Below are 22,920 nucleotides of genomic sequence, written 5' to 3' on the forward strand. Positions count from 1 at the left end.
AAAAAAGAGTTATATTTAAACGAAATTCGTTTAATGTTTATCTTAGCAAAATTACTTTAAGAAAAACGAGGTTGTTTTTCTTGACATACTGGTTGTTCTGTTCAGTTTTCAAAGTGCAATATGTTTGTTTTTTCACAAGCAACTTTTACATTTTAACATATCGACAAAATCGTGTCAATATGTTTTTTGTGAAAAAATCGTTCGCTTCAACAGCGACTTTCTTATAATAACACGCCGTATATTTTATGTCAACAACTTTTTAAAAACAAAACTTAAAAAGTTGCATTTCGGTTGTTATTACGTTTTTTTGCGCCAGACATAACAGCGCAACGATATTTAATTTACCATGTTTCATCATAATAATCAAGTCTTTTTTTAAAAATCATTTTTTGTCGAATCATCCCAAACGTTACATGCTTTTTATACCGTTATCCTTTCACATACATATATAAGAATAAAAAGACCTTTGACTCGATTACACGATAAAATAAGTAACCAAGTATCAAAGGTCTTTATTTATAGTAGGAAATTATTTTGTACGCATCTGTGGGAATAACAATACATCCCTAATTGATGGTGAATTAGTAAGCAACATAACTAGACGGTCAATTCCGATACCAAGTCCGCCAGTAGGTGGCATACCATATTCTAATGACTCAAGGAAATCTTCATCCATTAAATGCGCTTCATCATTTCCTTGCTCTCTTTCAGCCACTTGTGCCTCAAAACGTTTTCTTTGATCAATTGGATCATTTAGCTCACTAAATGCATTTGCGTGTTCTCGTCCAACAATAAATAACTCAAATCGATCAGTGAAACGTTCGTCGTCTTTGTTTTTCTTAGCGAGTGGTGATATTTCTACTGGGTGACCATAAATGAAAGTAGGTTGAATTAATTTCTCTTCAATTTTCTGTTCAAAAAACTCATTGACAATATGACCGTATGTCATCATATCAGAAATTTCAACCCCATGTTCTTTTGCAAGTGCACGTGCTTCCTCATCGGTCATATCTTTCCAAAAATCAACCCCAACATATTCTTTAATGGCATCTACCATATGCAATCTCTTCCATTGAGGCGCTAGATCAATTTCATGTTCATCATAAGCAATCGTTGTCGTACCCAACACTTCTTGAGCAATATGCGCGACCATATTCTCCGTTAATTCCATAATATCCTTATAGTCTGCATAGGCTTCATATAGTTCAATCATTGTGAACTCAGGATTATGCCTTGTTGACACACCTTCATTACGGAAAACACGACCAATTTCATATACTTTTTCCATGCCACCTACTATAAGGCGCTTTAAATGCAATTCAATGGCAATTCGCATATATAATTCAATATCTAAGGCGTTATGATGTGTTTTAAATGGCCGCGCTGCTGCACCACCCGGAATGCTGTGCATCATCGGTGTTTCTACTTCCAAGAAACCTTGTTCATTTAAATAATGACGCATGGATTGGATAATTTTACTACGTAAGACGAAAGTTTGTTTACTTTCACTGTTCATAATTAAGTCTAGATAGCGTTGACGATAGCGCTGTTCTATATCTTTTAATCCGTGGTATTTCTCTGGTAATGGGCGTAATGCCTTCGTTAGGAGCTCAAATTTAGTAACCTTAATGGATAACTCTCCTACATTTGTTTTAAACATGACACCAGTAACACCAATAATATCGCCTAAATCAATTGTTTTATAAATCTCATAGGCTTCTTTTCCAATTTGATCTTGGCGGACGTAAATTTGTATTTGGTCACTTGCATCTTGGATATGAGCAAAACCTGCTTTTCCTTTTCCTCGTTTTGTCATTAAACGACCTGCAACAGTTACTTCTGTCTCATCTTCTTTAGCAGCTAGTTCTTCTTTTGTAAAACCATCATATAATTCCTTTAATTCACTGGCTAAATGTGTACGTGTGAATTTTCCACCGAAAGGATCTAATCCTTTTTCGCGATGTACTTCCATTTTTTCAAGGCGTACTTGCATCTGTTCCGTTAATTCTTCTGACATCTTTTATCACTCCATCATTTTATTCCTTAAAAATCATACCTACTGAATAACTGTAACCAATCATTCCAGGCCACATATAGGTTAAATGATTTATCTTTTCACTTTTTGGCCGAACAACGGCATTTAGTACTAGTATATAAGAGTTCAGGCAATCTTTCATCTAATTATATATGATACGCTTTTCCATTACGAATTTCACTATGTTTACAACAAGTAAAGAAATGGCTCTTCAAAAGAGCGCTCCCTTTCCGATTAAGTTAAAAGATAAAAATCCGCCAATAACGGGCAGATTTTTTCTTAACTAGCTTGCATTTTTCTTTCCATTTCTTCGGCATACTCATATAAAACGTCTACTAAAGCGTCTCTTGTTTCGATATCATTAATTCTTCTACGTACCCGCCCATTTCCTGGCATACCTTTTAAATACCATGCTGCGTGTTTACGCATTTCCATCATAGCGATTCTTTCACCTTTGATTTTAATTAAACGGTCAGCATGAAGGAGGCATACATCGACTTTCTCTTTTGGTGTTGGGTCTGGGATAAGTTCACCGGTTTCAAGGTATTTCACCGTTTTATAAATCATCCATGGATTACCTAAAGCAGCACGACCAATCATAATGCCATCAACACCTGTTTCGTCAAGACGTTGTTTAGCAACTTCAGGGCTGTCGATATCACCGTTTCCAATAACGGGAATATTGACCGCTTGTTTCACTTGCTTAATAATGTCCCAATCAGCACGGCCCTCATATAACTGTTTACGTGTCCGACCGTGGACTGCCACTGCGCTAGCACCTGCTGCTTCAACCGCCTTTGCATTGTCTACCGCATAGATATGATCTTCATCCCAACCACTACGCATCTTTACTGTTACGGGTTTATCGACATGTTTAACGACGTGAGAAACCATTTCATATATTTTATCCGGATCAAGTAACCATCTTGCACCAGCATCACATTTTGTTATCTTCGGTACAGGACATCCCATATTTATGTCTATAATACTGGCATTTGTATTTTGATCTACAAATTGAGCAGCCTCAACAAGTGTATCTTTTTCCCCACCGAAGATTTGTAAACTCATTGGCATTTCTGCTTCATCTATATAAAGCATTTGTAATGATTTTTTATCTTTATTAACAATACCCTTATCGCTAACCATTTCTGCTGTGACTAATCCTGCACCAAACTCTTTTACAGTTAGCCTGAATGCATAATTAGATACGCCAGCCATTGGGGCAAGAACAACACGATTTGGCACTGTAATATTCCCTATTTTAAACATATGTCATCCTCCTCTTCATCAGGTTTAGTTTTATCATTGTTGCCATACCTTCACATCATCTCGCTCTTGCTTAGGAAGTTTGTTTAATAATTTATCGATTGTTTCTTCACCGATTTTAATGTGAGGTGCAATTTCAGCTAATGGAATCAACACAAACCCGCGTTCATGCATACGCGGATGTGGAACTGTTAATCGTTCTGTTTTTATATTTTCTTCATTATATAATAAAATGTCAAGGTCAATCGTTCGTGGTCCAAAACGAATCGTCCTTTCTCTACCCAATTCTTTCTCTATTGTTTGGCATCGATCGAGTAACAATTCTGGGGAAAGTGTTGTCTTTATTTCAACAACCATATTTAAAAAGTCTGCCTGTTCTGTATAGCCGACAGGTGCTGTTTCATATCTATTTGACTGCTTAACGATGGTAATGGCTTCGTTCTGCTTAAGTTGTTCTAACGCTTTTTCTAGATGTGATTTCCTGGGTTCAATATTCGTACCTAGACCAAGGTAAACACGATTCATTGTTCTCTCTCCCTATAGATTTCCACAGCTACAGAGTCATAATGACCCGGAATTGGAGGATCTGGTTTAATCACTTTAATCATACACGCTTGTAGACGCGGAAATGTAACTAATAAATCCTGAGCAATTGATTCGGCAACCGCCTCAATTAAATTTCTCGCTTCACCTTCCACAATTGTTTTCACTCGTTCAAAAACATGTCCATAATGAATGGATGCGTTCATATCATCCATCTCACCAGCTTCTTTTAAATCAGCATATAAAATAACATCAACTAGAAAACGTTGCCCAAGTTTATTTTCTTCAGGAAACAATCCATGATAACCATAAAATTGCATCGTCTTCAAGATAATTTTATCCATTAATTAAAATCGCTCCCTCAACATTGCATCCATCACTTGTGCCATCTGTTTATTAACTTTAACATTGTGAACCCGAACAATATGTGCTCCTTTTTGAATACCGAGACATGTTGTTGCTCCCGTTCCATAGTCACGTTCATGGGGTTCGATATCAAGAATTTGCCCGATAAACGATTTTCGGGACGTTCCTAATAAAATAGGAAAACCGAGGTCGTGAAATTGTTCTAAACGATTCATTACCATTAGATTGTGTTCGGGTGTTTTTGCAAAACCAACTCCTGGATCTAGAACAATGTTTTTTTCACTAACTCCTGCTTTTAATGCAATCGTAATACTTTCTTCTAAATCACGCTTCATATCATCTATTAATGATGTGTAATTCATATCTGTTCGATTATGCATTAAAATAATGGGTACGTCCATTTCGCTTGCAACTGCTGCCATATCGGGGTCTTTTTTCGCTCCCCAGACATCATTGATGATGTCTGCGCCTGCTTCAATGGCACACTTTGCCGTTTCTGCCTTATACGTATCAATCGATATCGGTATATGAATATGTTCTTTAATCGCTTCGATCATTGGAACAACTCGGTTAATTTCTTCTTCCACAGATACAGATTCATGATTTGGACGTGTTGATTCTCCACCAATATCAATGATGTCTGCACCTTCTTGTTCTAATTTCTTCGCCTGCTTAATCGCATATTCGACTTCGGTATATGAACCACCATCAGAGAAAGAATCAGGTGTAACATTTAATATTCCCATCATATGTGTTCTTTTTTTCAAATCAAATGTAATTGACTTTGTTTGCAACATCATTTGCAATCGACCTTTCCATTATAATAAAAGCGCATTCGATTTAAGGTGACAAAAAATTTCTTTTTCTATCGTAACATACTTTTACAAAAATAAAAAAGGACTAGTATCAATTGTAACTAGTCCTTTAATCAAATCATTCCTCATCAAATTGGAACAATGCTGTTGATAAGTAGCGCTCGCCATTATCTGGTAAAATAGCTAACACTTTTTTACCTTTACCAAGCTTTTGGGCAACTGTTCTCGCAGCATAAATAGCAGCCCCTGCAGATATTCCTCCTAGGATACCATTTGAGGTCGCTACTTCTCTAGCTGTTGTAAAAGCCTCTTCAGTAGAAACTGTTATGATTTCATCGTAAATATCCGTATTCAATGTAGCTGGAACAAATCCTGCACCAAGTCCTTGTAATTTGTGTGGTCCAGGAGAACCCCCTGATAGTATAGGAGAATCTTTCGGTTCAACAGCGATTATTTTTATTTCAGAGAAGGCTTGTTTTAATACTTTTCCAGCACCTGAAATCGTTCCACCAGTACCGATTCCGGAAATAAAGGCATCTAATCCGTCAGACATTTGCTCGACAATTTCTTTGCCTGTCGTTAGTTCGTGAACTTTCGGATTTGCCATATTCTTAAACTGCTGTGGCATAAAATATCCATGTTCCTTATGCAATTGTTCAGCTTTTTCAATCGCACCTTTCATTCCTTGAGCACCTGGTGTCAAGACTAATTTCGCACCATATGCTCTTAATATATTACGGCGTTCCTGGCTCATCGTATCTGGCATTGTCACAATGAGTTCATAACCTTTTGCTGCAGCAACCATTGCTAGGCCAATTCCAGTGTTACCACTTGTTGGTTCAACAATTTTAGAACCTTCTTTCAGTTCACCTGATTCTTCAGCAGCTTCAATCATTGCTAAGGCAATTCGGTCTTTAACGGAACTACCTGGATTCATATATTCGAGCTTCACGTAAATATCAGCACTATTTTCATCTGTTTGCTTTAATTTAACAACTGGAGTCTGACCAATTAATTCAGCAATATTATTCTTCACACGCATTTAAAATGCCTCCTTATTTTAATCCGTAGTAATCTTATAGGATTTATATATAAAGTATACAATTAGCGAGAAAATGTCAATCAAAACTGTTTAATTGGGCGTCATAAATAGTCTGTCTTGTTTAAATGACCTCATTCATTTAAACAAAAATGAAAAAGCCCAGTCGTGCGGCTTTCTCATTTTCCTTGCACAACGAGGGCTTCTAATTCTTCTTCAGTAAAATAGTAAACTGAATTACAAAAATGACAAACAGTTTCTGCTCCACGATCTTCATCAATCATGGACTGAATTTCTTCCTTACCTAAACTAATAATCGCACGTTCAAATCGTTCTTTAGAACATTTACATTTGAATTGAACTGGCATTTTTTCATGAATGTTTAATTTAACATCCCCAAATAACCGTTCTAAAATCGCTTCTGGAGTCGCTCCTTCACTAATTAATGCTGAAATAGACGGGAAAGAAGCGATTTTCTGTTCCAATTGTGTAATAACTTCATCAGTTGCACCTGGCATAACTTGAACAACAAAACCACCAGCAGCTAAAACAGAGTGATCCGGATTGACAAGCACACCTGCGCCAACTGCAGATGGAATTTGTTCTGATGTTGCAAAATAATACGTGAAATCTTCACTTATTTCACCGGATACAATTGGAACTTGACCCGTAAAATAATCTTTTAACCCTAAATCTTTAACCACACTAACCGTTCCAGTTGTCCCTACAGCCCGGCGAACATCTAGCTTTCCCTGTTCATTTAATTCAAAATCAACATGTGGATTTGAAACATATCCACGAACGTCACCTTTTGCATTTCCATCTGTAACAATGGCCCCAATCGGACCATCACCTTCAACCTTTACAGTCAGTTCATCTTCACCCTTAAGCATAGCAGACATTAACGCGGTAATGGTGAGTGTACGACCTAAAGCAGCAGTCGTTGTTGCCCATGTATCTTGTTTTTTTCTTGCTTCTTCGACCAGTTGTGTTGACTGGATCGCATAAGCACGTACCATTCCATCATATGTGGTCGCCTTTATTAAATAATCATTGTTCAACGATTTGTTCTCCTTTGTTGCATATTTTTTTGATAAATGACGTGAAGCCCTTTTAACGTCAGATGGGAATCAACGATATCAATTGTCTCAGATGCATTCGCTACAAGTGATGCTAATCCTCCTGTCGCAATCACTTTAGGGCTTGTTTGTTTAGACTCCTTAATACGATTAACAATACCGTCCACTTGTGCGACATTGCCATAAAACACACCTGATTGCATCGCTTCTACCGTCGAGTTTCCAATTATATTTTGTGGCTTTTCAATCTCAATTTTTGGGAGTTTAGCTGCACGTCGATATAACGCATCCATCGAAATATCGATACCAGGAGCAATTAATCCCCCTTCATATTCTTCCTGTTCATTGACATAACAATACGTTGTTGCTGTTCCAAAATCAATAATAATGAATGGGGCTCTATGTTCCGCTAAAGCACCGACTGCATTGACAACACGGTCTGCTCCAATTTCTTTTGGATTAGGGTAACTTGTTTTTAGAAAGGATTGTACCGTATCTTTTCCAACAACAAGTGGTTCTATATCAAAATAGATTCGACACATTTTTTCTAATGCAAACATAATCGGTGGCACAACAGATGATATAATAACGCCATTAATATCTGAAAACGATAATCCTCTATATTCAAATAAAGATTTAACTAGCACCCCAAATTCATCCTCAGTTTTATAACGATCTGTTTTTATATGCCATTCGTGTTTTAATTCATTGTCTTGAAACACACCTAAAACTGTATTTGTATTCCCTACATCTAAAACAAAAAGCATGACATAATCCCTTCCTCAAGTAGCTCATTTTATGTATTTCTTTTTAAATATACCATAATTCGCATTTTAATTAAAAAAGTATATCTCCGATTAAAAAAGCAGTTTCCAATATATATTGGAAACTGCTTCATATATGAACTGTTCTTTTATTCCTGTTTTGGTGTATCGGAATCTTTATTCTTACCTTCTAATTCTTTAATTGTTTTAGAAAGACCTGATTCCTCTTCTGATTTCTCTTCGATTTCTTGTTTCAGTTTAGCATCTGACTTTTTCTTTATTTCCTCATATGTTGCATCATCTTCCTCTTCTTTTGATTGAATGTTTACTTTCACTTCATCATCATCTGAGGATTCTAGACTAGCAAGCTCTGGCTCTGGAAGAACACCGTCTTCAAAAAGAGATTTTATTTGTTTTGCATCTAATGTTTCGACTTCTAAGAGCGTTTGAGCAATTAATTCGAGCTGTTCTTTATGCTCTGTTAAAATTTGTTTTGCTCGATCGTAACAGTGATTAATAATGCCTTGAATCTCTTTATCAATTTCATGAGCAATCGCATCACTATAGTTTTGATCACTTTGAATATCTCTTCCTAAGAAGACTTCACCACTGCCACCTGAAAATTGTGTTGCACCTATTTTATCGCTCATTCCAAATTCAGTCACCATTTTACGAGCAATACCAGTTGCACGCTGGAAGTCATTCGAAGCACCCGTACTTACTTCATTGAAGATAATTTCTTCAGCAACGCGACCTCCTAATAGCCCAGTAATCTTATCAAGCAATTCAGGTTTTGTCATAAAGTAGCGATCTTCCTTCGGTAACATGACTGCATAACCGCCAGCTTGCCCACGTGGAACAATCGTAACCTTATGGACAACATCAGCATCATCTAAAACCATGCCGATCACGGTATGTCCACTTTCATGATATGCAACAATATTACGTTCTTTATCAGAGATAACCCGACTCTTCTTCGCTGGACCTGCAATGACACGGTCAATTGCTTCATCCACTTCGAGCATCGATATTTTCTTCTTATCTAAACGTGCAGCAACAAGAGCCGCTTCGTTGAGTAAGTTTTCTAAATCAGCACCAGAAAAACCAGGTGTACGCATCGCAATTGTTTTTAAATCAACCGTTTCATCTAATGGCTTGTTACGTGCGTGAACTTTTAAGACAGCTTCACGCCCTTTAACATCTGGACGATTAACTGGAATTTGTCGGTCAAATCGACCCGGGCGTAATAGTGCAGGGTCTAAAATGTCAGGACGGTTTGTTGCAGCAAGAATAATAATCCCTTCATTTCCTTCAAATCCATCCATTTCAACGAGTAACTGGTTCAATGTTTGTTCGCGTTCATCGTGACCGCCACCTAGACCAGCGCCACGTTGACGACCTACTGCGTCAATCTCATCAATAAAGATAATACATGGTGCATTCTTCTTCGCATTTTCAAACAAGTCACGGACACGGGATGCCCCGACCCCGACAAACATCTCAACGAAATCAGAACCACTAATCGTAAAGAATGGTGTTCCCGCTTCACCTGCGACGGCACGTGCAAGTAATGTCTTACCTGTTCCCGGTGGTCCTACAAGTAGCACACCTTTTGGAATTCGTGCACCAAGCTGTGAGAACTTGCGTGGGTCTTTTAGAAACTCAACAATTTCTACAAGCTCCTGCTTTTCTTCATCAGCTCCGGCAACATCTTTAAAGCGAACTTTTGATTTGTCTTCACTAATCATTTTCGCTTTACTTTTACCGAAATTCATGACGCGGCCTCCGCCACCACCTTGGGCTTGGCTAAGAATAAAGAAGAAGAACAATCCGAGAATTAGAAATGGAATAATCCCTGTAAGGAAAGTGACCCAACCACTTGGTCTTTCTTCCTGCTTAACATTAAGTACGCTTTGATCCATTCCTTTATCGGTAATTTCTTTAACAATATCTGTGTTATCTGGAACTTGGGTGATGAATGGCTTTTCATCCTTTACCATCGTCCCAGTAATACGCATAATGCCATGCGCTGGCTGCATCGTCATTTCTTTGATTTCACCATTATCTAATGCCTGCATAAACTCCTTAACATGCAGTTCATCCGATTGGTCGCCTTGATTATTGATTACACCGATGACACCAATAACAACTAATAACAGGAGTAAATAAAAGAACGTATTCCGAAATATCCGGTTCATTGCCTACCTCCTCCCAAACGGGGAAAAACTATATTACATAGTATCATAGTAAAAACTTATATGACAACTAATTATACTTATTCCTCATCATTTATAACATTATTTTTTTCAGTTTAAACTAACGGTTATAAATTTCTGGTTTTAAGACACCGATATACGGTAAATTACGATACTTCTCATCATAGTCTAGACCATAGCCGACAAGGAATTCATTTGGTACTTCAAAGCCAACGATATCAGCTTTAATGTCTGCAATACGTCCCTCTGGTTTATCTACCAGTGTGACAATTTTAATCGATTTCGCTTTCCGGTATTTAAACAAGTCGACCAAATAGCTAAGTGTCTGACCACTATCAATAATATCTTCAATAATTAACAAATGACGACCTTCGACTTTCGTATCTAAGTCTTTAATAATTTTGACTTCACCAGTAGATTGTAGGTTTTTCCCACCATAACTCGATACATCCATAAAATCCATTTCCAAATGCGTGTTAATATTTTTCAATAAATCGGCCATAAAAGGCAAAGCTCCTTTTAATACGCCAATTGCAAGCGGGAACTTCCCATCATATTCCTCTGTTAAGCGTGCACCTATTTCTTTACATTTTTGTTGGATTTCTTCTTCTGTAATAAGTATTTCTTTAATTTCTTGCTCCAACAACAAACCCTCCCTAAACATTGCCTTTAAACTGTAATTGAATAAACGATGCCCCATTAGATTCAAGATGATCTTTCCTTAGACCGACTAACCATAGAATTCGTCCACGATTGTCTGTTATGACTGGCCATGTGTTTCTTTTTTCTAACGGGATTTTTTCATCAATAAAAATGTCCTTTAGTTTCTTAGTCCCATTTAAACCTTTCCATGTCATGCGATCGCCCGCCTGCCTCGTTCGAATATGTAAAGGCAATTCTACACAATCTGCCGCACATGTATATGTAAACGTATCTTGATAATTGAATTCATCTGTAAATTGGGCGATAACTTCGCTCCCATTAGGTAATATAACCCGGTCTGGCACCTTTAATGTTTCGTGGAATACCTCTCGTTTACATTGTTCCTTTTCAAATGAAAAAGTAATAACTTGATACGTTCTCCTAATTTTCAATCGATTCGGGAAATCAATTTCAGCATTGCTCTTTGCCCTTTTTAACAAATCGAAAAAGTTCTGTTCATGGATATACGATAAATTATTGGGTATTTGATGATATAGATAGTTTAATATTAGATGATAGGCACGCCTTTGTAAAGCGGTAGGATATGAAGAAAAATCATCCACACTAAATATTGCTGTACGGTCCTTTTCATTAAAAGAAATGACCGCTCGAACCATCTTTTCTGCTTGTTTCTTTAAGTATGACTCATCGTCAGATAATGTTTCAGATAAATGCTGTACAGTCTGATGCATATTATTATTTTTTGATTTTAATAAAGGGACGATCGTTTTGCGTATATAATTACGTGTATAATCAATATTGTCATTACTTGAATCCCATCTTGGATGGAGATGATGCCTTTGACAATAATCTTCAATTTCTTGTCTCGTTAAGCATAAAAAAGGGCGAATAATCATTCCTGTTGCAAAGGGGCGCTTCACTGGAATACCTTGGAATGCACTTGAATCTGCCGTACGAATTAGTCGCATAACAAGCGTTTCAATCTGGTCGTCACCATGGTGGCCAAGTGCTAAGGAGTCTGCACATAAATGTTCCATCTGTTCACGAAAAAATTGATAACGCATCTTTCGCGAAGCAACTTGTGCATTTAATTGATGCTCTTTTTTATAGGCGGGTACATCTAAAGAAGTACCGACAAACGGAATATGCCATTGTTGACATATGTCTTGAACAAATTCAAAATCTGCTTTACTTTCTTTTCCGCGCCACTGATGATCAACAGAAAGTGCTGTTAATTGAAGATCCCACGTCTCCCTCATTTGCCAAAGATAATGTAATAAGGCTAAAGAATCTGCTCCACCTGAAACACCGACAAGAACATTGCTACCTTGTAAAAGCAAATGATTGTGTTCAATAAACTGTACTACTTTCTGCTCCATCTTCTGTCCATCTCCATTAACTATAGCGACTTACTACTTTATAAGTATAACATAATCACTCTGTGAAAGCTTACCTTTTTCATGTTATTCTGACTCATTTTACAATCCATTATCATAGTGAATTTTAAGGTACTAGAAAAATTGATGCCAAATATAATCCGCCTGCAATCACACTAATACCAAGCGACTCCACTACAAAGGGCAATAACTCCTTTTTTGTTTCTTGTTGTCTCTTCTGTTGCATGTTATAAAGTAAAGCATGCATCTCTTGTTTCATCTCTTGACTTGATGAATATTGACCTAAAAGGGCTTTTCGTAAAATCGGTTGGTAGGAGGTTAGTGCCTTTGTTTCATCAAGTTTTTTTAATAATGTCGTTTTAGCATCTTTTCCTCTTGAAAATTGCCTTCGATGAAAAACGGATAAAAAAACAATCACAAAAGCAAATAAATCATAACTCGGCTCAGCCCGTCTTGAACCAAGTCCCCAATAACCTCGATCATAAACTTCCGTATATTCTTTTATCGAGCGCCCTATTCGCGTTGTTCCGCCAACATCAATCCAACGTAGTTTAGGTGGACGATACTCGACAATTAAGTTTTCAATTTTTAAATCACCGAATACCCAACCCCGTTGATGGAGCTTTTCTAAATCATCCAGTAACTGTAACATAAATACGCCTAACCATTCTGTTCCATGCCTCCGTAAAAACGAGCGTAAATTGTCACCTTTTATATATTCCATCACATAAAATGTATAAGTTGTCCCATCTACTAACACAAAATCATCAACATCTATTAAGGAAGGCCCAAGACGATGTTCTTGGGCCTGGGTTAACGATTTAAGTACATTAACTTCTGTCATCATCGACGAAACATGTTTACTAATTTTGAGTGCGACATCTCTTCCACCTTTATGACAGAGGTAAACCGTCCCTACAGCACCACTCCCTAGTTTCCTCTTAATGATATAGTGATGGTGGTGCCATTTCCCTATGATTTTCTTCCCTGGTTGAAAAAATGTGCTATGCCTCTTCCATAAAGTCATGGCGTTTATAACCTCTTAATAAGCTTTTCTTTCCGAATTGATACATCGCCTCACGCAATGCAGGCCCTGTCGGTGTCACACCACCGCTCGTTAACTTAGGGAATACTTGTGCGACACCTTCTAACTGTGGTGACCAATCAAAAATGCGTTCAATCACTTTTTTCTTCTTTCCAGGAAAGGTAAACATCGCAAAACGATTTTGACCGATACGCGCATTTAAGCTAATTGATAAATCTAGCAACGCTTCTTTAACCATAGGGAGTTTATTCGTCATACTCGCACTTGTATCAATTAAAACGAGCACTTCTAAATCACATGTTTCACCTAAATCTTCAACGACTTCCATTATCTCACCACGTTCTTCAGGTGGAAGGTCTTCCATCGTCTGCTTTGAACCTAAGATTTGCCTTAATTCACTATTAACGAATCCTTGTAATGTATGTGTCATAGCCTGCTTTGTCACCATTTGAACTGTTTCTGGTAATGCTTCTTTATAAACGAGTTGACTCATCCCACCACCAGAAGAAGCAATTCCTTCTACTTCCTTTAAGCCAGATGTCTCCCTAGATTCAGTATCATCCAAAATTCCAATCACATTAACTGTCATACCTTGTTCATGAGCTAATGCTGCAACTGCGACAGGATCTTCTCCTTGATTTGAACAGCCATCTGTAATTAACAATATTTGTTTTAATGTTCCCATTTTCACCGCTAACACCTCCATTTTTCCACTACTAGTTTCGCCAAAAAATGGAAACCCTATACGCTCAAAGAACATTTTCATGTATGATTGGAACTGGGGACCATTTCGGAATATGCTTATCTACTTTTGTAACAATGACAGTCATATCGTCCTCAATTGAACCATTTTGTGAACGAACAACTTCCTCTAGCAATAAATCAGCAATTTCTTGTGGATCATTTGTTTCCATATCAATTAACGTCTGTTCAACCCATTGGTCTTTATCATCAACACCCTTAGGTCCGTCATAAATACCGTCACTCATCATAATTAACATATCCCCTGAATAGAGCTGTTCACCAATCATTTCAACTTCAAATTCTTGAATTATTCCCATCGGTAAATTAGCTGCTTCTAATTTAATGATACGATCGCCCCGTTTAATAAATGTGGGAGCGGAACCAATTTTTAAAAGGCGGACGAATGCATCATGTAAATTGACAATGGCCAAATCAAGTGTTGCAAATATTTCATCGGTCGTACGCAATGAAAGGATTGAGTTTATCGTTTTGATGGCTACCTTTTCTGCAATCCCTGTTTCTAATATTTTATGGAGTAAGCGTAATGATTCACTACTCTCTTCCTTAGCTCGTTTTCCATTACCCATACCATCACTAATCGCTAACGCATATTTCCCTTCACCGAGTTCTATTGTAGTATGACTATCTCCTGAGATGAGCCCACCTCCTTTTGCTGCGTAAGCGATACCTGTCGCTACAGTAAATGACCGTGCTGAGCCGAATTTAAGAAATGATGATCCACCTGGAAATGGCGAAATATCTTCCTCCTTGACTTCAATTGTCTCATTTAGAATATCTGATAATACAGGCGCAATGAGTTTGGCACCTTCCCCGTGGTAATCATGAAAAACAAGTGAGATTTCAATGTCGATATTCCCTTTCTCCAAACGAAAAATATCGAGTTTCTCGACTTCAAGCCCCATTTGTTTTAATGCCTGATATATTTGTTCTTCTTGTGTTTCATGTTGTTGACGTTCTTTCATAATCTCTACTGCAAAGTCTTCCATCACTTCGGAAACACCTTGTAATTGTTCCGCTACTAACCGCTTGCTCTTTATCACTTGCTGTTTTAACTTACGATTCGCTTCAAAGTAAGTGAGTTCTTCTTCTATCTTGTCAATGACTTTATTAGATTTAATACAGTAGTTTTCAAATTTTTTACGGATTCTTAAGTGAGTATCTTTCTGATCAATATAACTGTTCTTTAACATTTCCATTAACGAATATGTTTCATCAAACTGGTTTTGCCAACAGCGTTTTTTCATAAAACATAGCTGACATGTCTTTTCAGTTACGCGGCTTAAGAAAAAATCTGTTTCCCTCTTCATTTCCCTTTTTTCATCACGTGTTGATTCCTCTGTTAAAAAGCTTTTCGACAAGGCCTCAAAAACATGTGAAAATTCCTCAACTCTTCTAGCCGTAATATGCCGTACTTTTTGCAAATATTGTGCCTGTTCATGTGTGTACTCCTCTGTACCTGGTATATACCGTGAGATTTGTTTAATCCAGCTAGCGGGTGTAATGAAAAAAAGAAGAATAGCGAATGAAGATTCCCATAAAAACGGAATAAAATGACCTGTATCACCATAAATTCCAACAAGCAATGTTCCGATCATCAAACCAATGGCTACACCTAGTTTTCTACCTTCTTTGAGTAACCCTCCCAATAAACCAGCAAATGCTAGTAATCCGATTTGATAAATATTCGCAACATGAGCTAAAGATAAAATAAGTCCTGTTACAACACCAACAGTTGAACCAATTGCAGCTCCTCCAACAAATGCTAGTAACATGACTAAATAACGAGAGAATATCTGATCTATATTGATTCCATTAATTTCCCAACCAATCATGCCCGTTAATATTGAAGCGAGTAAAATCATTAAACAGACAATCTCCTCATTATTTAATGTTAACTTATAGCGTTTTGATGATAATAACGGGATACTTTGCATAAATATTAAAACAAGGACCATCCCTAAAAATCCTTCAATCCCTATTAATAGCCATTCATAGGATGTCAATTTTCCTGCTAATGAATATAAAAACAAACGCGATGCACTTGTAGACAGAAAAGCAAAAAGTGGAATTTGTACATGTTGATATGATGTTTTTTGGAAAAAACCGACGAGAAGTAAGAAAACAACCATCGCTAATCCGATATGAAAGCCTTGTGTAAATGAAACAGTAAATCCTCCAATTAGCATGGCGGTGAACGTTTTTAATAGTCTCTCCCTTTGCAAAAGCCATATCGTAGCTAAAAAGGCTACTGAAAAAGGTGATGCAACAGATAGTATAATCGCACGTCCTAATAGAAAACCGATTATATACAAAACCCAACCTCTTTCAATTAACAAACCTTTCATCCGTTTGAAAAATGTTTGACGAAGTTTATTAAATTTCGTTTTTCCTTCATTTAATCCTTTTGTTTGCACATGTGGCATTGTTTCCATCATTCCTTGTCCCCTCCCTTAAAAGCTATTAAAACATATGTAATCTATATATTTTGTCAAATTGATAGAGCAAACAAAAAAATATTTCGACTCCTTTCTAGTTATTTATATCTCTTTTCTACATTTCTGTTCATTTCTAGTAAAAAGCCCCTTTTTTCTAGCAAAGTTTTCTTGCTTATTTTTGTCGCAATGTCGGTATTTGCTCTTATATTTCTTTTTTCGTAAATCTATTGACAGATAGATTGCGTTGTTGTATTATTATTTCTGTTGACTTTATTTGGCGGCGTAGCTCAGCTGGCGAGAGCGTACGGTTCATACCCGTGAGGTCGTGGGTTCGATCCCCTCCGCCGCTATCAAAAAAAACCGACATTCTTTCATTAGAATGTCGGTTTTTTGATTTTGTATTTAAATATAAAAAATAGGTGCTATACGTTCGTATAACACCTACTATAAAAATCCACTTCATTTTTTTTATATGACATAAGCTAGAGCATCTAAACCGTATAATTATCTATATAGACAGCAACTGCTATCCCCTTTTAGCACCTCGACCTCCACGTCTGGACTCTGTGTGCTTCTTTAAAGAGGCTAGACGATCTTCTGAATCCTTAAGGAAGCGACTTAGCTTCGCTTCAAATGATTCAACGCGTTCTCTAGAATTTCTCTGACGACGTGGTTTATCTTGTGCTTTTTTAATAGATAAACCGATTTTGCCATCTTTTTGGACATTAATTACTTTTACTTTAACTTCATCGCCTACACTTAAGTGGTCATTAATGTCTTTTACATACTTATCGGCAACCTCACTAATATGGACAAGACCTGTTTTACCTTCTGATAGTTCGACAAAAGCACCAAAATTAGTGATCCCTGTTACCTTTCCTTGCAGCTTGCTGCCTACTTCAATTGACATAAAAGAAATGCTCCTCCTTAGATTATTTAAAGATATATCATGCCGTCCGTATAGAACGGCTTATATATAGTATAGCCAACAGAATGAAAAGGTGTCAATTAGATGAGTCATCTTTATCGTGTGTGAAGATGATTTCACCTTTTTTCGAGAAGAAATAGTTCGTACGAGCTAAATCTAATAAATATTCCTCATCATTTAATAACTGAATTTCTTCTTTTAGACTACTTTCTTGTTTTTTCAATACTTTTAACTCATTTTGTAATTGATCATATTGTTCCGTTTTAGCTTGTCTTAAATCTCGCTGACTGAAATGGTAAGTAGTCATGGAACCAACGATAAGTAATACAACCGTCGCTAAAAGAATTAAACGCGTCTTTAATCGTTTCTTTTTTCTCCTAAGTCTTTCTTGTTGAACCTCATATTGTTGTATGTAATGGGAATTGATTTTCGTAACGGTTTTCTTTTCTTTCAACATGAACTACTTCCTCCTTTTCACAATAAAATCTCTCACCTTAATATATATATATTCTATCTTACTATAAAATCCTGCTTTTTTGTGTAAATATTGTGTAATTCTTTTTGGCAAGAGAGAATAAATGTGTTTTATTAGCCATTTTACTGGTGCAAATAAGATTTTTAAAAACGGCCTTAGGAGGAAAGTCACGATTCGTAAAACCATTCCTATTACAGCTAGACAAAGGCTTAGCAGAAACATAATGGGCTTAATGATAGACCACTCTATTAACGACCCGATAAATTGAAAAACCGTTACAACTAGACGGATTATTTTTGCTAGTACTCGTTTATAAAAAGAAGCAATGAGCGCTTGATAAGTAGCAAATCCTAATAAACAAGCTAAAAAAATATAAAGGCGAAGTTCGCCGAAATTTACTAAAAATAACAATGTATATAAGATGAGCGTTTGTGATAGCCAAAATAGGATTTCCATCACATAATTCAACCAACTTTGATTGACCCAATGGCGCGCAAAATAGAGATACGTATCACGGACCATTCCTAAATAGATGCCACCAGCGATCATCGTTAACATCGTTGTAAACTGCATATGAAGTGTCATCGAAATAGCTTGCTAAAGATTCCTTTAGCCTTTCCTTGTCCATCTTCATCCAGATAAGTTAGTTCATATATTTTCCCCTTAATTGAAACGATTCCCTCAGTAACATCAAGGTTTTTTAATTGCAAATGCTGCCCACGTATGACTAAATAGCCCATGACCGTTTGCAACAAAAACTCCTCATTATCAAAACTATCAACTTCTTTAACTCCGGTAATTTCCAATATCTTCCGCTGATTTAATTTTACGAGATGTTCTTTTTCTGTATGATTGCGAATCTCTTTTTGATATCTATTCATCGTCCCCATCCTCCTTATCATTATTAGCTTATGAGAATTGGGACAAGGATAGAACAATTTATTCAGTGATTTTTTCTTCTTGAATGATGCGGTACATCGACTCAGCTTCCGCCTTCTTAACATTCTCCTTCAAATCAAGCACTTCAAGAGTGACTAACTTCTGTCCAAATCGGATTGCCAATTCATCTCCAATAGCAACACGCGATGCTGCTTTCGCTTGATTTCCGTTAATCGTTACACGTCCTTGGTCAGCCACTTCTTTTGCTAACGTGCGACGTTTTATAATTCGTGATAATTTTAAAAATTTATCTAAGCGCATAATCATGACTCCTTTCGCTTTGCTTCATCCCAATACATATCCATTTCTTCAAATGAAACATATTTTATATCCTTTTGTTTTTCAGAAAGTTTCTTTTCAATGTAAGAAAAACGTGAAATAAACTTTTCATTCGCACGGTTTAAGGCTATTTCCGGATGAATTTGATAATACCGTGCTAGATTGGCTAAAACAAAGAACACATCACCAAACTCTATCTCAATTTCTTCTTTATCATCTGTTTGAATCGCTTCTTTTACCTCTTTTAACTCTTCTGACAACTTGTCCCATACGGGGTCTACGTGATCCCAGGTAAAACCGACTTTAGCGGCCTTTTTCTGTATCGTATATGATTTTAATAACGCCGGCATTTGCTTCGGAATACCATCTAAAATAGAGTTTCGATTTTCTTTACCTGCTTCCTCTTGCTTTAGTTCCTCCCATTCCTTTGAGATATCCATCATATTTTCTATCTCACGATCTCCAAAGACATGTGGATGTCGATAAATCATTTTTTCAGTCAGCGTACGGATGACATCATCAATTGTGAAGTAACCGACATCTTCCCCTATTTGACTATGGAGCATAACTTGCAATAATAAATCACCAAGTTCCTCTACAATTAAATCGTCATCTTGCGAGTTTATAGCTTCAATCAACTCATAAACCTCTTCAAGTGCATATTCTCGTAATGACTCATGGGTTTGTTTGCGATCCCATGGACAGCCATTTGGACTTCGTAAAGTATGAATCACTTCTTTTAAACGGTAGAAATGATGATTCAATTCATGCTTGTGAACAGGAGGTACATAAACACTAGTTAAGTTACTTTTTTGGAATGAGTGATCGAATACTTCTAAAGGAACGGTCTCAATTCTTTCCTGTTTACTTCCGGCGGCATCGATAATCGTCACAGGATAATCCGGTGGTAAATCTTCCAATAATGCTAGTTTCACATCTGAAGCGATAAACTGGTCATAGACCTGACAAAAAATCAAATGACTCCGATAATCAAGTTGGCGCCGTTCAAAAGACGTTCCATCAATAAATTGAAAGCCATCAATTGGATCAATCTTTAATGAAGTAAATAAATCATCAAGATAACTTTGCCCTCCTAGTATATCTACTTCATAGTCTGTTTGTTGTAACAAGAGTTGAACAGTCTTTTCAGCTAACATCGGATGCCCTGGAACAGCATAAATCAGCGATTCTTTTTTAACATGTTCTATTAATGTATCCGCCATTTGTTCATAGACGACTTGAAAATCTGTCGCTTGTTTATATAGATAATCGAATGAAATAAACTGAACCCCTTCTTCAGATAATGTTTCAATAACTGGATGTTCGAGTGTACGTACGTAAATCGGCTTATCACTTCTAATTAGCTTTTTATATAAGCCAAGAGGGAGTTGCTCAATATCTCCTGCACCTAAACCGAGCACTTCTATTTTATGCATCATTTGATTCTCCTTTTTTGCTTTGCTGTAAACAATGTTGGTGAAATTGGTAGCAAATCAAGTTCTTCTTTAGAAAACACATCTAACTTCATAAGAATAAACAGATAAATACTCGCTCCACAGAAAACAATCAATAATGTGATGAACAGAAGTGGAAGTCTTGCAATTGTTTCAGCTGCAGGTAATAGCCATTTTATCACATATAAAAAAATAGCCATCGAGCTACTCGCCATTAACAAGGCGCCTGCATTAATGCCATGTAAGAGCTTTAATTTAGGTAGTTGCCGTTTAAGTTGCCATAATACTAACATACACAAGATAAATAAACTACCAACCGTAGCGATAGCACTGCCAATCGTTCCCCAAAAAGGGACAAGAAACTGATTCAAATACCATTTCACTAAAAAGAGAAGACCTATAAAACAAGCAATCATGTTGGCAGCACCAATGCCCTGTAAAATGGTAGCAGACGTAATAGCAAGTGAGCTTAATAAAACGCTGATTGCTAAGATTTGTAAGCTAGTGTCTCCTTGATGGTCCTTAAATAATAAAACATTAACCTCAGGGAAAATAATCAATAATCCAATCATTGCTCCCGTTGCTAAATAAATACTGAATGATAAAGCTTTCGATATTGCTTGATAGAATTCATCGGTTCTATGCTTTTGTTTTGACAATGATGGAATCAATGCCAAAGCAAATGATGAACCTAATACCGCTCCGAGTTGAATTAATGGGTAACCCCGATCAAAGACACCTTTCGCCACTCGTGCTTCATCAGGCAGTAGGCCATAATCCATTAGACTAGGGACTAGAGTAAAGGAATCAACGACTTGAACAACTAATAAGATCATATGTATAAATGAAGCAACAATCCCAAAAACAAACACTGTTTTAATATATAACTTCCAAGGAATCGTATAATGACAATTTGACTTCGGTTTATATTTAAACCAAAAGCCGACTAACACAATGCTCGCACTTAGTATACCAAGAAATGAAGCGATGTTCGCAGCAAATCCGATGAAGTAAATATCCTTACCGTATAAGGCAATATACACACTTGCCACTATAATGATTACGACACGAACAATTTGTTCACTTACTTGTGAGATTGCCGTCGGTAACATCATGTCATGTGCCTGAAACCCACCACGTATGAGTGCAATAAACGGGATCAATAAAAAAACAAAAGCAGTCATTTCATAAATGCGCTCTAATTTCAAATCACCAACCACTTGAGCAAAAGTAGATGCGCTCGTAGAAAAGATAATAAATAAACAACCATTAATAACCATTAAAATAATAAATAACGGAAGATAAAATTGACGTATACTTAATGCTTTACCACCTGCTCGTAAATCCGCACCCATTTTGGAAATGGCAGAAGGAAAGCCATATAGCCCTAATATCATCGCCATGCTCAAAATGGGGTAAATTTGTTGATAAATATAAAATCCAAAGTCCCCTGTTAAATTTTGTAAAGGAATGCGGTATCCCGCACTAAGTATCTTACTGACAATCCCCGCTAACGTTAATACCATCGCCCCTTTAACAAGGGTACTTGATTGTTTTTTATCCATATATTACGCCTTTCTCTAAATATGGAATCATTATAACATAAGGGATATAAAGCGGTCATGATTCAATAAAATGAAAAAGACTGGGACTAAAGTATTTTATCAAAGAAAAACCGAACGAAGTACATATTCATGCTTCGGAAATATACATCGCTTTCCTCGGGTGGCCGTACCTAACCGGCCAGGAATCTACGTATATTTCCTTCGCTAAAATAGTCCAATGTTCGGCTCTGAGTTGAGCATATTATTTTTGTCTAAAATATCTATTCCATTTGTTTTGCTAAAAAACTCGCTGCTGTTTCGACTACTTTTTGTTCCACATCGCCTAGCCCTTTATCTTCGGTTGTAAACATCACAACACTTCCAATTGGGTCACCGTTAGCAATGATCGGACAACATACATAAGCTAGTTCCTCTTCTTTACCTTGTACTAATTCAAATGGTTTCACAGAGCTTTCTACATGTAATACGCGATTTTCAATAACTTGTTCAATATCATTGCCTATATTTTTATTTAAGTAATCTTTTTTAGATTCTCCTGCAATAGCTATGATTTCATCGCGATCACTAATGAATACTGGGATATGAAGAGAATCAAAGAGAGCTTCTGCATATTCTTCAGCAAACGTACCTAATTCATTAATTGGTGAATATTTCTTTAAGATGACTTCACCATCTCGATCAATAAAGATTTCTAATGGGTCACCCTCACGAATCCGCAACGTTCTTCGTATTTCTTTTGGTATGACAACTCTTCCTAAATCATCAATGCGGCGTACAATACCCGTTGCTTTCATTCCATGGAGCCTCACTTTCTACGTAAAATAATAACAATCCCTTTTCTTTCTCTTGGTC

The 22,920-nt window shown here is 36.8% G+C and carries 22 protein-coding genes and 1 tRNA gene; 1 reads left to right on the top strand and 22 read right to left on the bottom strand.

The window, feature by feature from the left end:
• Positions 1-529: 529 nt before the first annotated feature.
• From lysS to spoIIE, 14 genes are all read right to left on the bottom strand, one after another.
• Positions 530-2,017 carry a lysine--tRNA ligase gene (lysS, locus tag VIG73_RS04480; RefSeq protein WP_331639386.1) on the bottom strand — a complete coding sequence of 496 codons (1,488 nt, stop codon included), beginning with the start codon at positions 2,015-2,017 and terminating at the stop codon, positions 530-532.
• Between the two features lie 297 nt (positions 2,018-2,314).
• Entirely contained in the window at positions 2,315-3,304 is a 990-nt protein-coding gene (gene dusB / locus VIG73_RS04485; RefSeq protein WP_331639389.1) for a tRNA dihydrouridine synthase DusB, read from the bottom strand.
• Positions 3,305-3,337: 33 nt separating this feature from the next.
• Entirely contained in the window at positions 3,338-3,826 is a 489-nt protein-coding gene (gene folK, locus VIG73_RS04490; protein ID WP_331639391.1) for a 2-amino-4-hydroxy-6-hydroxymethyldihydropteridine diphosphokinase, read from the bottom strand.
• Positions 3,823-4,188 carry a dihydroneopterin aldolase gene (gene folB, locus VIG73_RS04495; RefSeq protein WP_331639393.1) on the bottom strand — a complete coding sequence of 122 codons (366 nt, stop codon included), beginning with the start codon at positions 4,186-4,188 and terminating at the stop codon, positions 3,823-3,825. Before folB ends, folK begins: the two co-directional genes overlap by 4 nt.
• Positions 4,189-4,191: 3 nt before the next feature.
• A complete protein-coding gene (gene folP / locus VIG73_RS04500) occupies positions 4,192-5,010 on the bottom strand; it encodes a dihydropteroate synthase (RefSeq protein ID WP_331639395.1) in 819 nt (272 codons plus the stop codon).
• Between the two features lie 133 nt (positions 5,011-5,143).
• Entirely contained in the window at positions 5,144-6,067 is a 924-nt protein-coding gene (gene cysK / locus VIG73_RS04505) for a cysteine synthase A (RefSeq protein WP_331639397.1), read from the bottom strand.
• 176 nt (positions 6,068-6,243) lie between these two features.
• The gene (gene hslO / locus VIG73_RS04510) at positions 6,244-7,125 is read right to left on the bottom strand and encodes an Hsp33 family molecular chaperone HslO (protein WP_331639400.1); all 882 of its coding nucleotides are present in this window, start codon (positions 7,123-7,125) and stop codon (positions 6,244-6,246) included.
• Positions 7,122-7,910 (bottom strand): type III pantothenate kinase, encoded by a 789-nt coding sequence (locus VIG73_RS04515; RefSeq protein WP_331639402.1) that lies wholly within the window; start codon positions 7,908-7,910, stop codon positions 7,122-7,124. Before VIG73_RS04515 ends, hslO begins: the two co-directional genes overlap by 4 nt.
• 146 nt (positions 7,911-8,056) lie before the next feature.
• Positions 8,057-10,105, bottom strand: a complete 2,049-nt coding sequence (gene ftsH / locus VIG73_RS04520) for an ATP-dependent zinc metalloprotease FtsH (protein ID WP_331639404.1) — start codon at positions 10,103-10,105, stop codon at positions 8,057-8,059.
• Between the two features lie 118 nt (positions 10,106-10,223).
• Positions 10,224-10,766: a hypoxanthine phosphoribosyltransferase gene (gene hpt, locus VIG73_RS04525; RefSeq protein WP_331639407.1), complete on the bottom strand. Its 543-nt coding sequence runs from the start codon at positions 10,764-10,766 to the stop codon at positions 10,224-10,226.
• 13 nt (positions 10,767-10,779) lie between these two features.
• Positions 10,780-12,165, bottom strand: a complete 1,386-nt coding sequence (tilS, locus tag VIG73_RS04530) for a tRNA lysidine(34) synthetase TilS (protein ID WP_331639409.1) — start codon at positions 12,163-12,165, stop codon at positions 10,780-10,782.
• A gap of 124 nt (positions 12,166-12,289) precedes the next feature.
• Positions 12,290-13,210 (bottom strand): protein kinase domain-containing protein, encoded by a 921-nt coding sequence (locus VIG73_RS04535; RefSeq protein ID WP_331639411.1) that lies wholly within the window; start codon positions 13,208-13,210, stop codon positions 12,290-12,292.
• The gene (locus VIG73_RS04540) at positions 13,188-13,919 is read right to left on the bottom strand and encodes a hypothetical protein (protein WP_331639414.1); all 732 of its coding nucleotides are present in this window, start codon (positions 13,917-13,919) and stop codon (positions 13,188-13,190) included. The genes VIG73_RS04535 and VIG73_RS04540 overlap by 23 nt, the downstream gene beginning before the upstream one ends.
• 58 nt (positions 13,920-13,977) lie before the next feature.
• Entirely contained in the window at positions 13,978-16,428 is a 2,451-nt protein-coding gene (gene spoIIE / locus VIG73_RS04545) for a stage II sporulation protein E (protein ID WP_331639416.1), read from the bottom strand.
• Between the two features lie 276 nt (positions 16,429-16,704).
• Here spoIIE and VIG73_RS04550 point away from each other — a divergent pair.
• Positions 16,705-16,778 (top strand) — tRNA-Met (locus VIG73_RS04550).
• A 176-nt stretch (positions 16,779-16,954) separates the two neighbouring features.
• On the opposite strand, the gene VIG73_RS04555 is transcribed toward VIG73_RS04550, so the two are convergent.
• From VIG73_RS04555 to spoVT, 8 genes are all read right to left on the bottom strand, one after another.
• Positions 16,955-17,338, bottom strand: a complete 384-nt coding sequence (locus tag VIG73_RS04555) for a S1 domain-containing RNA-binding protein (RefSeq protein WP_331639418.1) — start codon at positions 17,336-17,338, stop codon at positions 16,955-16,957.
• 94 nt (positions 17,339-17,432) lie between these two features.
• A complete protein-coding gene (locus VIG73_RS04560; RefSeq protein ID WP_331639420.1) occupies positions 17,433-17,813 on the bottom strand; it encodes a septum formation initiator family protein in 381 nt (126 codons plus the stop codon).
• Between the two features lie 3 nt (positions 17,814-17,816).
• Positions 17,817-18,416, bottom strand: coding sequence for a spore cortex biosynthesis protein YabQ (gene yabQ, locus VIG73_RS04565; RefSeq protein ID WP_331639422.1), 600 nt, complete (start codon positions 18,414-18,416; stop codon positions 17,817-17,819).
• Positions 18,413-18,712: a sporulation protein YabP gene (gene yabP / locus VIG73_RS04570; RefSeq protein WP_331639424.1), complete on the bottom strand. Its 300-nt coding sequence runs from the start codon at positions 18,710-18,712 to the stop codon at positions 18,413-18,415. Before yabP ends, yabQ begins: the two co-directional genes overlap by 4 nt.
• A gap of 58 nt (positions 18,713-18,770) precedes the next feature.
• Positions 18,771-19,031 (bottom strand): RNA-binding S4 domain-containing protein, encoded by a 261-nt coding sequence (locus VIG73_RS04575; RefSeq protein ID WP_331639426.1) that lies wholly within the window; start codon positions 19,029-19,031, stop codon positions 18,771-18,773.
• Positions 19,032-19,033: 2 nt separating this feature from the next.
• Positions 19,034-20,485: a nucleoside triphosphate pyrophosphohydrolase gene (mazG, locus tag VIG73_RS04580; RefSeq protein ID WP_331639429.1), complete on the bottom strand. Its 1,452-nt coding sequence runs from the start codon at positions 20,483-20,485 to the stop codon at positions 19,034-19,036.
• Positions 20,485-22,068: a polysaccharide biosynthesis protein gene (locus VIG73_RS04585; protein WP_331639431.1), complete on the bottom strand. Its 1,584-nt coding sequence runs from the start codon at positions 22,066-22,068 to the stop codon at positions 20,485-20,487. Before VIG73_RS04585 ends, mazG begins: the two co-directional genes overlap by 1 nt.
• Positions 22,069-22,328: 260 nt before the next feature.
• Positions 22,329-22,862, bottom strand: a complete 534-nt coding sequence (gene spoVT, locus VIG73_RS04590; protein ID WP_331639433.1) for a stage V sporulation protein T — start codon at positions 22,860-22,862, stop codon at positions 22,329-22,331.
• Between the last annotated feature and the right edge of the window lie 58 nt (positions 22,863-22,920).

The organism is Cerasibacillus sp. (assembly GCF_036516575.1).
GTDB lineage: Bacteria > Bacillota > Bacilli > Bacillales > Amphibacillaceae > Cerasibacillus.

Excerpts from the sequence above, each read along its gene's own strand:
- lysS (WP_331639386.1), bottom strand. The coding sequence starts at position 2,017 with ATGTCAGAAGAATTAACGGAACAGATGCAAGTACGCCTTGAAAAAATG.
- dusB (WP_331639389.1), bottom strand. The coding sequence starts at position 3,304 with ATGTTTAAAATAGGGAATATTACAGTGCCAAATCGTGTTGTTCTTGCC.
- folK (WP_331639391.1), bottom strand. The coding sequence starts at position 3,826 with ATGAATCGTGTTTACCTTGGTCTAGGTACGAATATTGAACCCAGGAAA.
- folB (WP_331639393.1), bottom strand. The coding sequence starts at position 4,188 with ATGGATAAAATTATCTTGAAGACGATGCAATTTTATGGTTATCATGGA.
- folP (WP_331639395.1), bottom strand. The coding sequence starts at position 5,010 with ATGATGTTGCAAACAAAGTCAATTACATTTGATTTGAAAAAAAGAACA.
- cysK (WP_331639397.1), bottom strand. The coding sequence starts at position 6,067 with ATGCGTGTGAAGAATAATATTGCTGAATTAATTGGTCAGACTCCAGTT.
- VIG73_RS04515 (WP_331639402.1), bottom strand. The coding sequence starts at position 7,910 with ATGCTTTTTGTTTTAGATGTAGGGAATACAAATACAGTTTTAGGTGTG.
- ftsH (WP_331639404.1), bottom strand. The coding sequence starts at position 10,105 with ATGAACCGGATATTTCGGAATACGTTCTTTTATTTACTCCTGTTATTA.
- tilS (WP_331639409.1), bottom strand. The coding sequence starts at position 12,165 with ATGGAGCAGAAAGTAGTACAGTTTATTGAACACAATCATTTGCTTTTA.
- VIG73_RS04535 (WP_331639411.1), bottom strand. The coding sequence starts at position 13,210 with ATGACTTTATGGAAGAGGCATAGCACATTTTTTCAACCAGGGAAGAAA.
- spoIIE (WP_331639416.1), bottom strand. The coding sequence starts at position 16,428 with ATGATGGAAACAATGCCACATGTGCAAACAAAAGGATTAAATGAAGGA.
- VIG73_RS04555 (WP_331639418.1), bottom strand. The coding sequence starts at position 17,338 with ATGTCAATTGAAGTAGGCAGCAAGCTGCAAGGAAAGGTAACAGGGATC.
- VIG73_RS04560 (WP_331639420.1), bottom strand. The coding sequence starts at position 17,813 with ATGTTGAAAGAAAAGAAAACCGTTACGAAAATCAATTCCCATTACATA.
- yabQ (WP_331639422.1), bottom strand. The coding sequence starts at position 18,416 with ATGACACTTCATATGCAGTTTACAACGATGTTAACGATGATCGCTGGT.
- yabP (WP_331639424.1), bottom strand. The coding sequence starts at position 18,712 with ATGAATAGATATCAAAAAGAGATTCGCAATCATACAGAAAAAGAACAT.
- VIG73_RS04575 (WP_331639426.1), bottom strand. The coding sequence starts at position 19,031 with ATGCGCTTAGATAAATTTTTAAAATTATCACGAATTATAAAACGTCGC.
- mazG (WP_331639429.1), bottom strand. The coding sequence starts at position 20,485 with ATGCATAAAATAGAAGTGCTCGGTTTAGGTGCAGGAGATATTGAGCAA.
- VIG73_RS04585 (WP_331639431.1), bottom strand. The coding sequence starts at position 22,068 with ATGGATAAAAAACAATCAAGTACCCTTGTTAAAGGGGCGATGGTATTA.
- spoVT (WP_331639433.1), bottom strand. The coding sequence starts at position 22,862 with ATGAAAGCAACGGGTATTGTACGCCGCATTGATGATTTAGGAAGAGTT.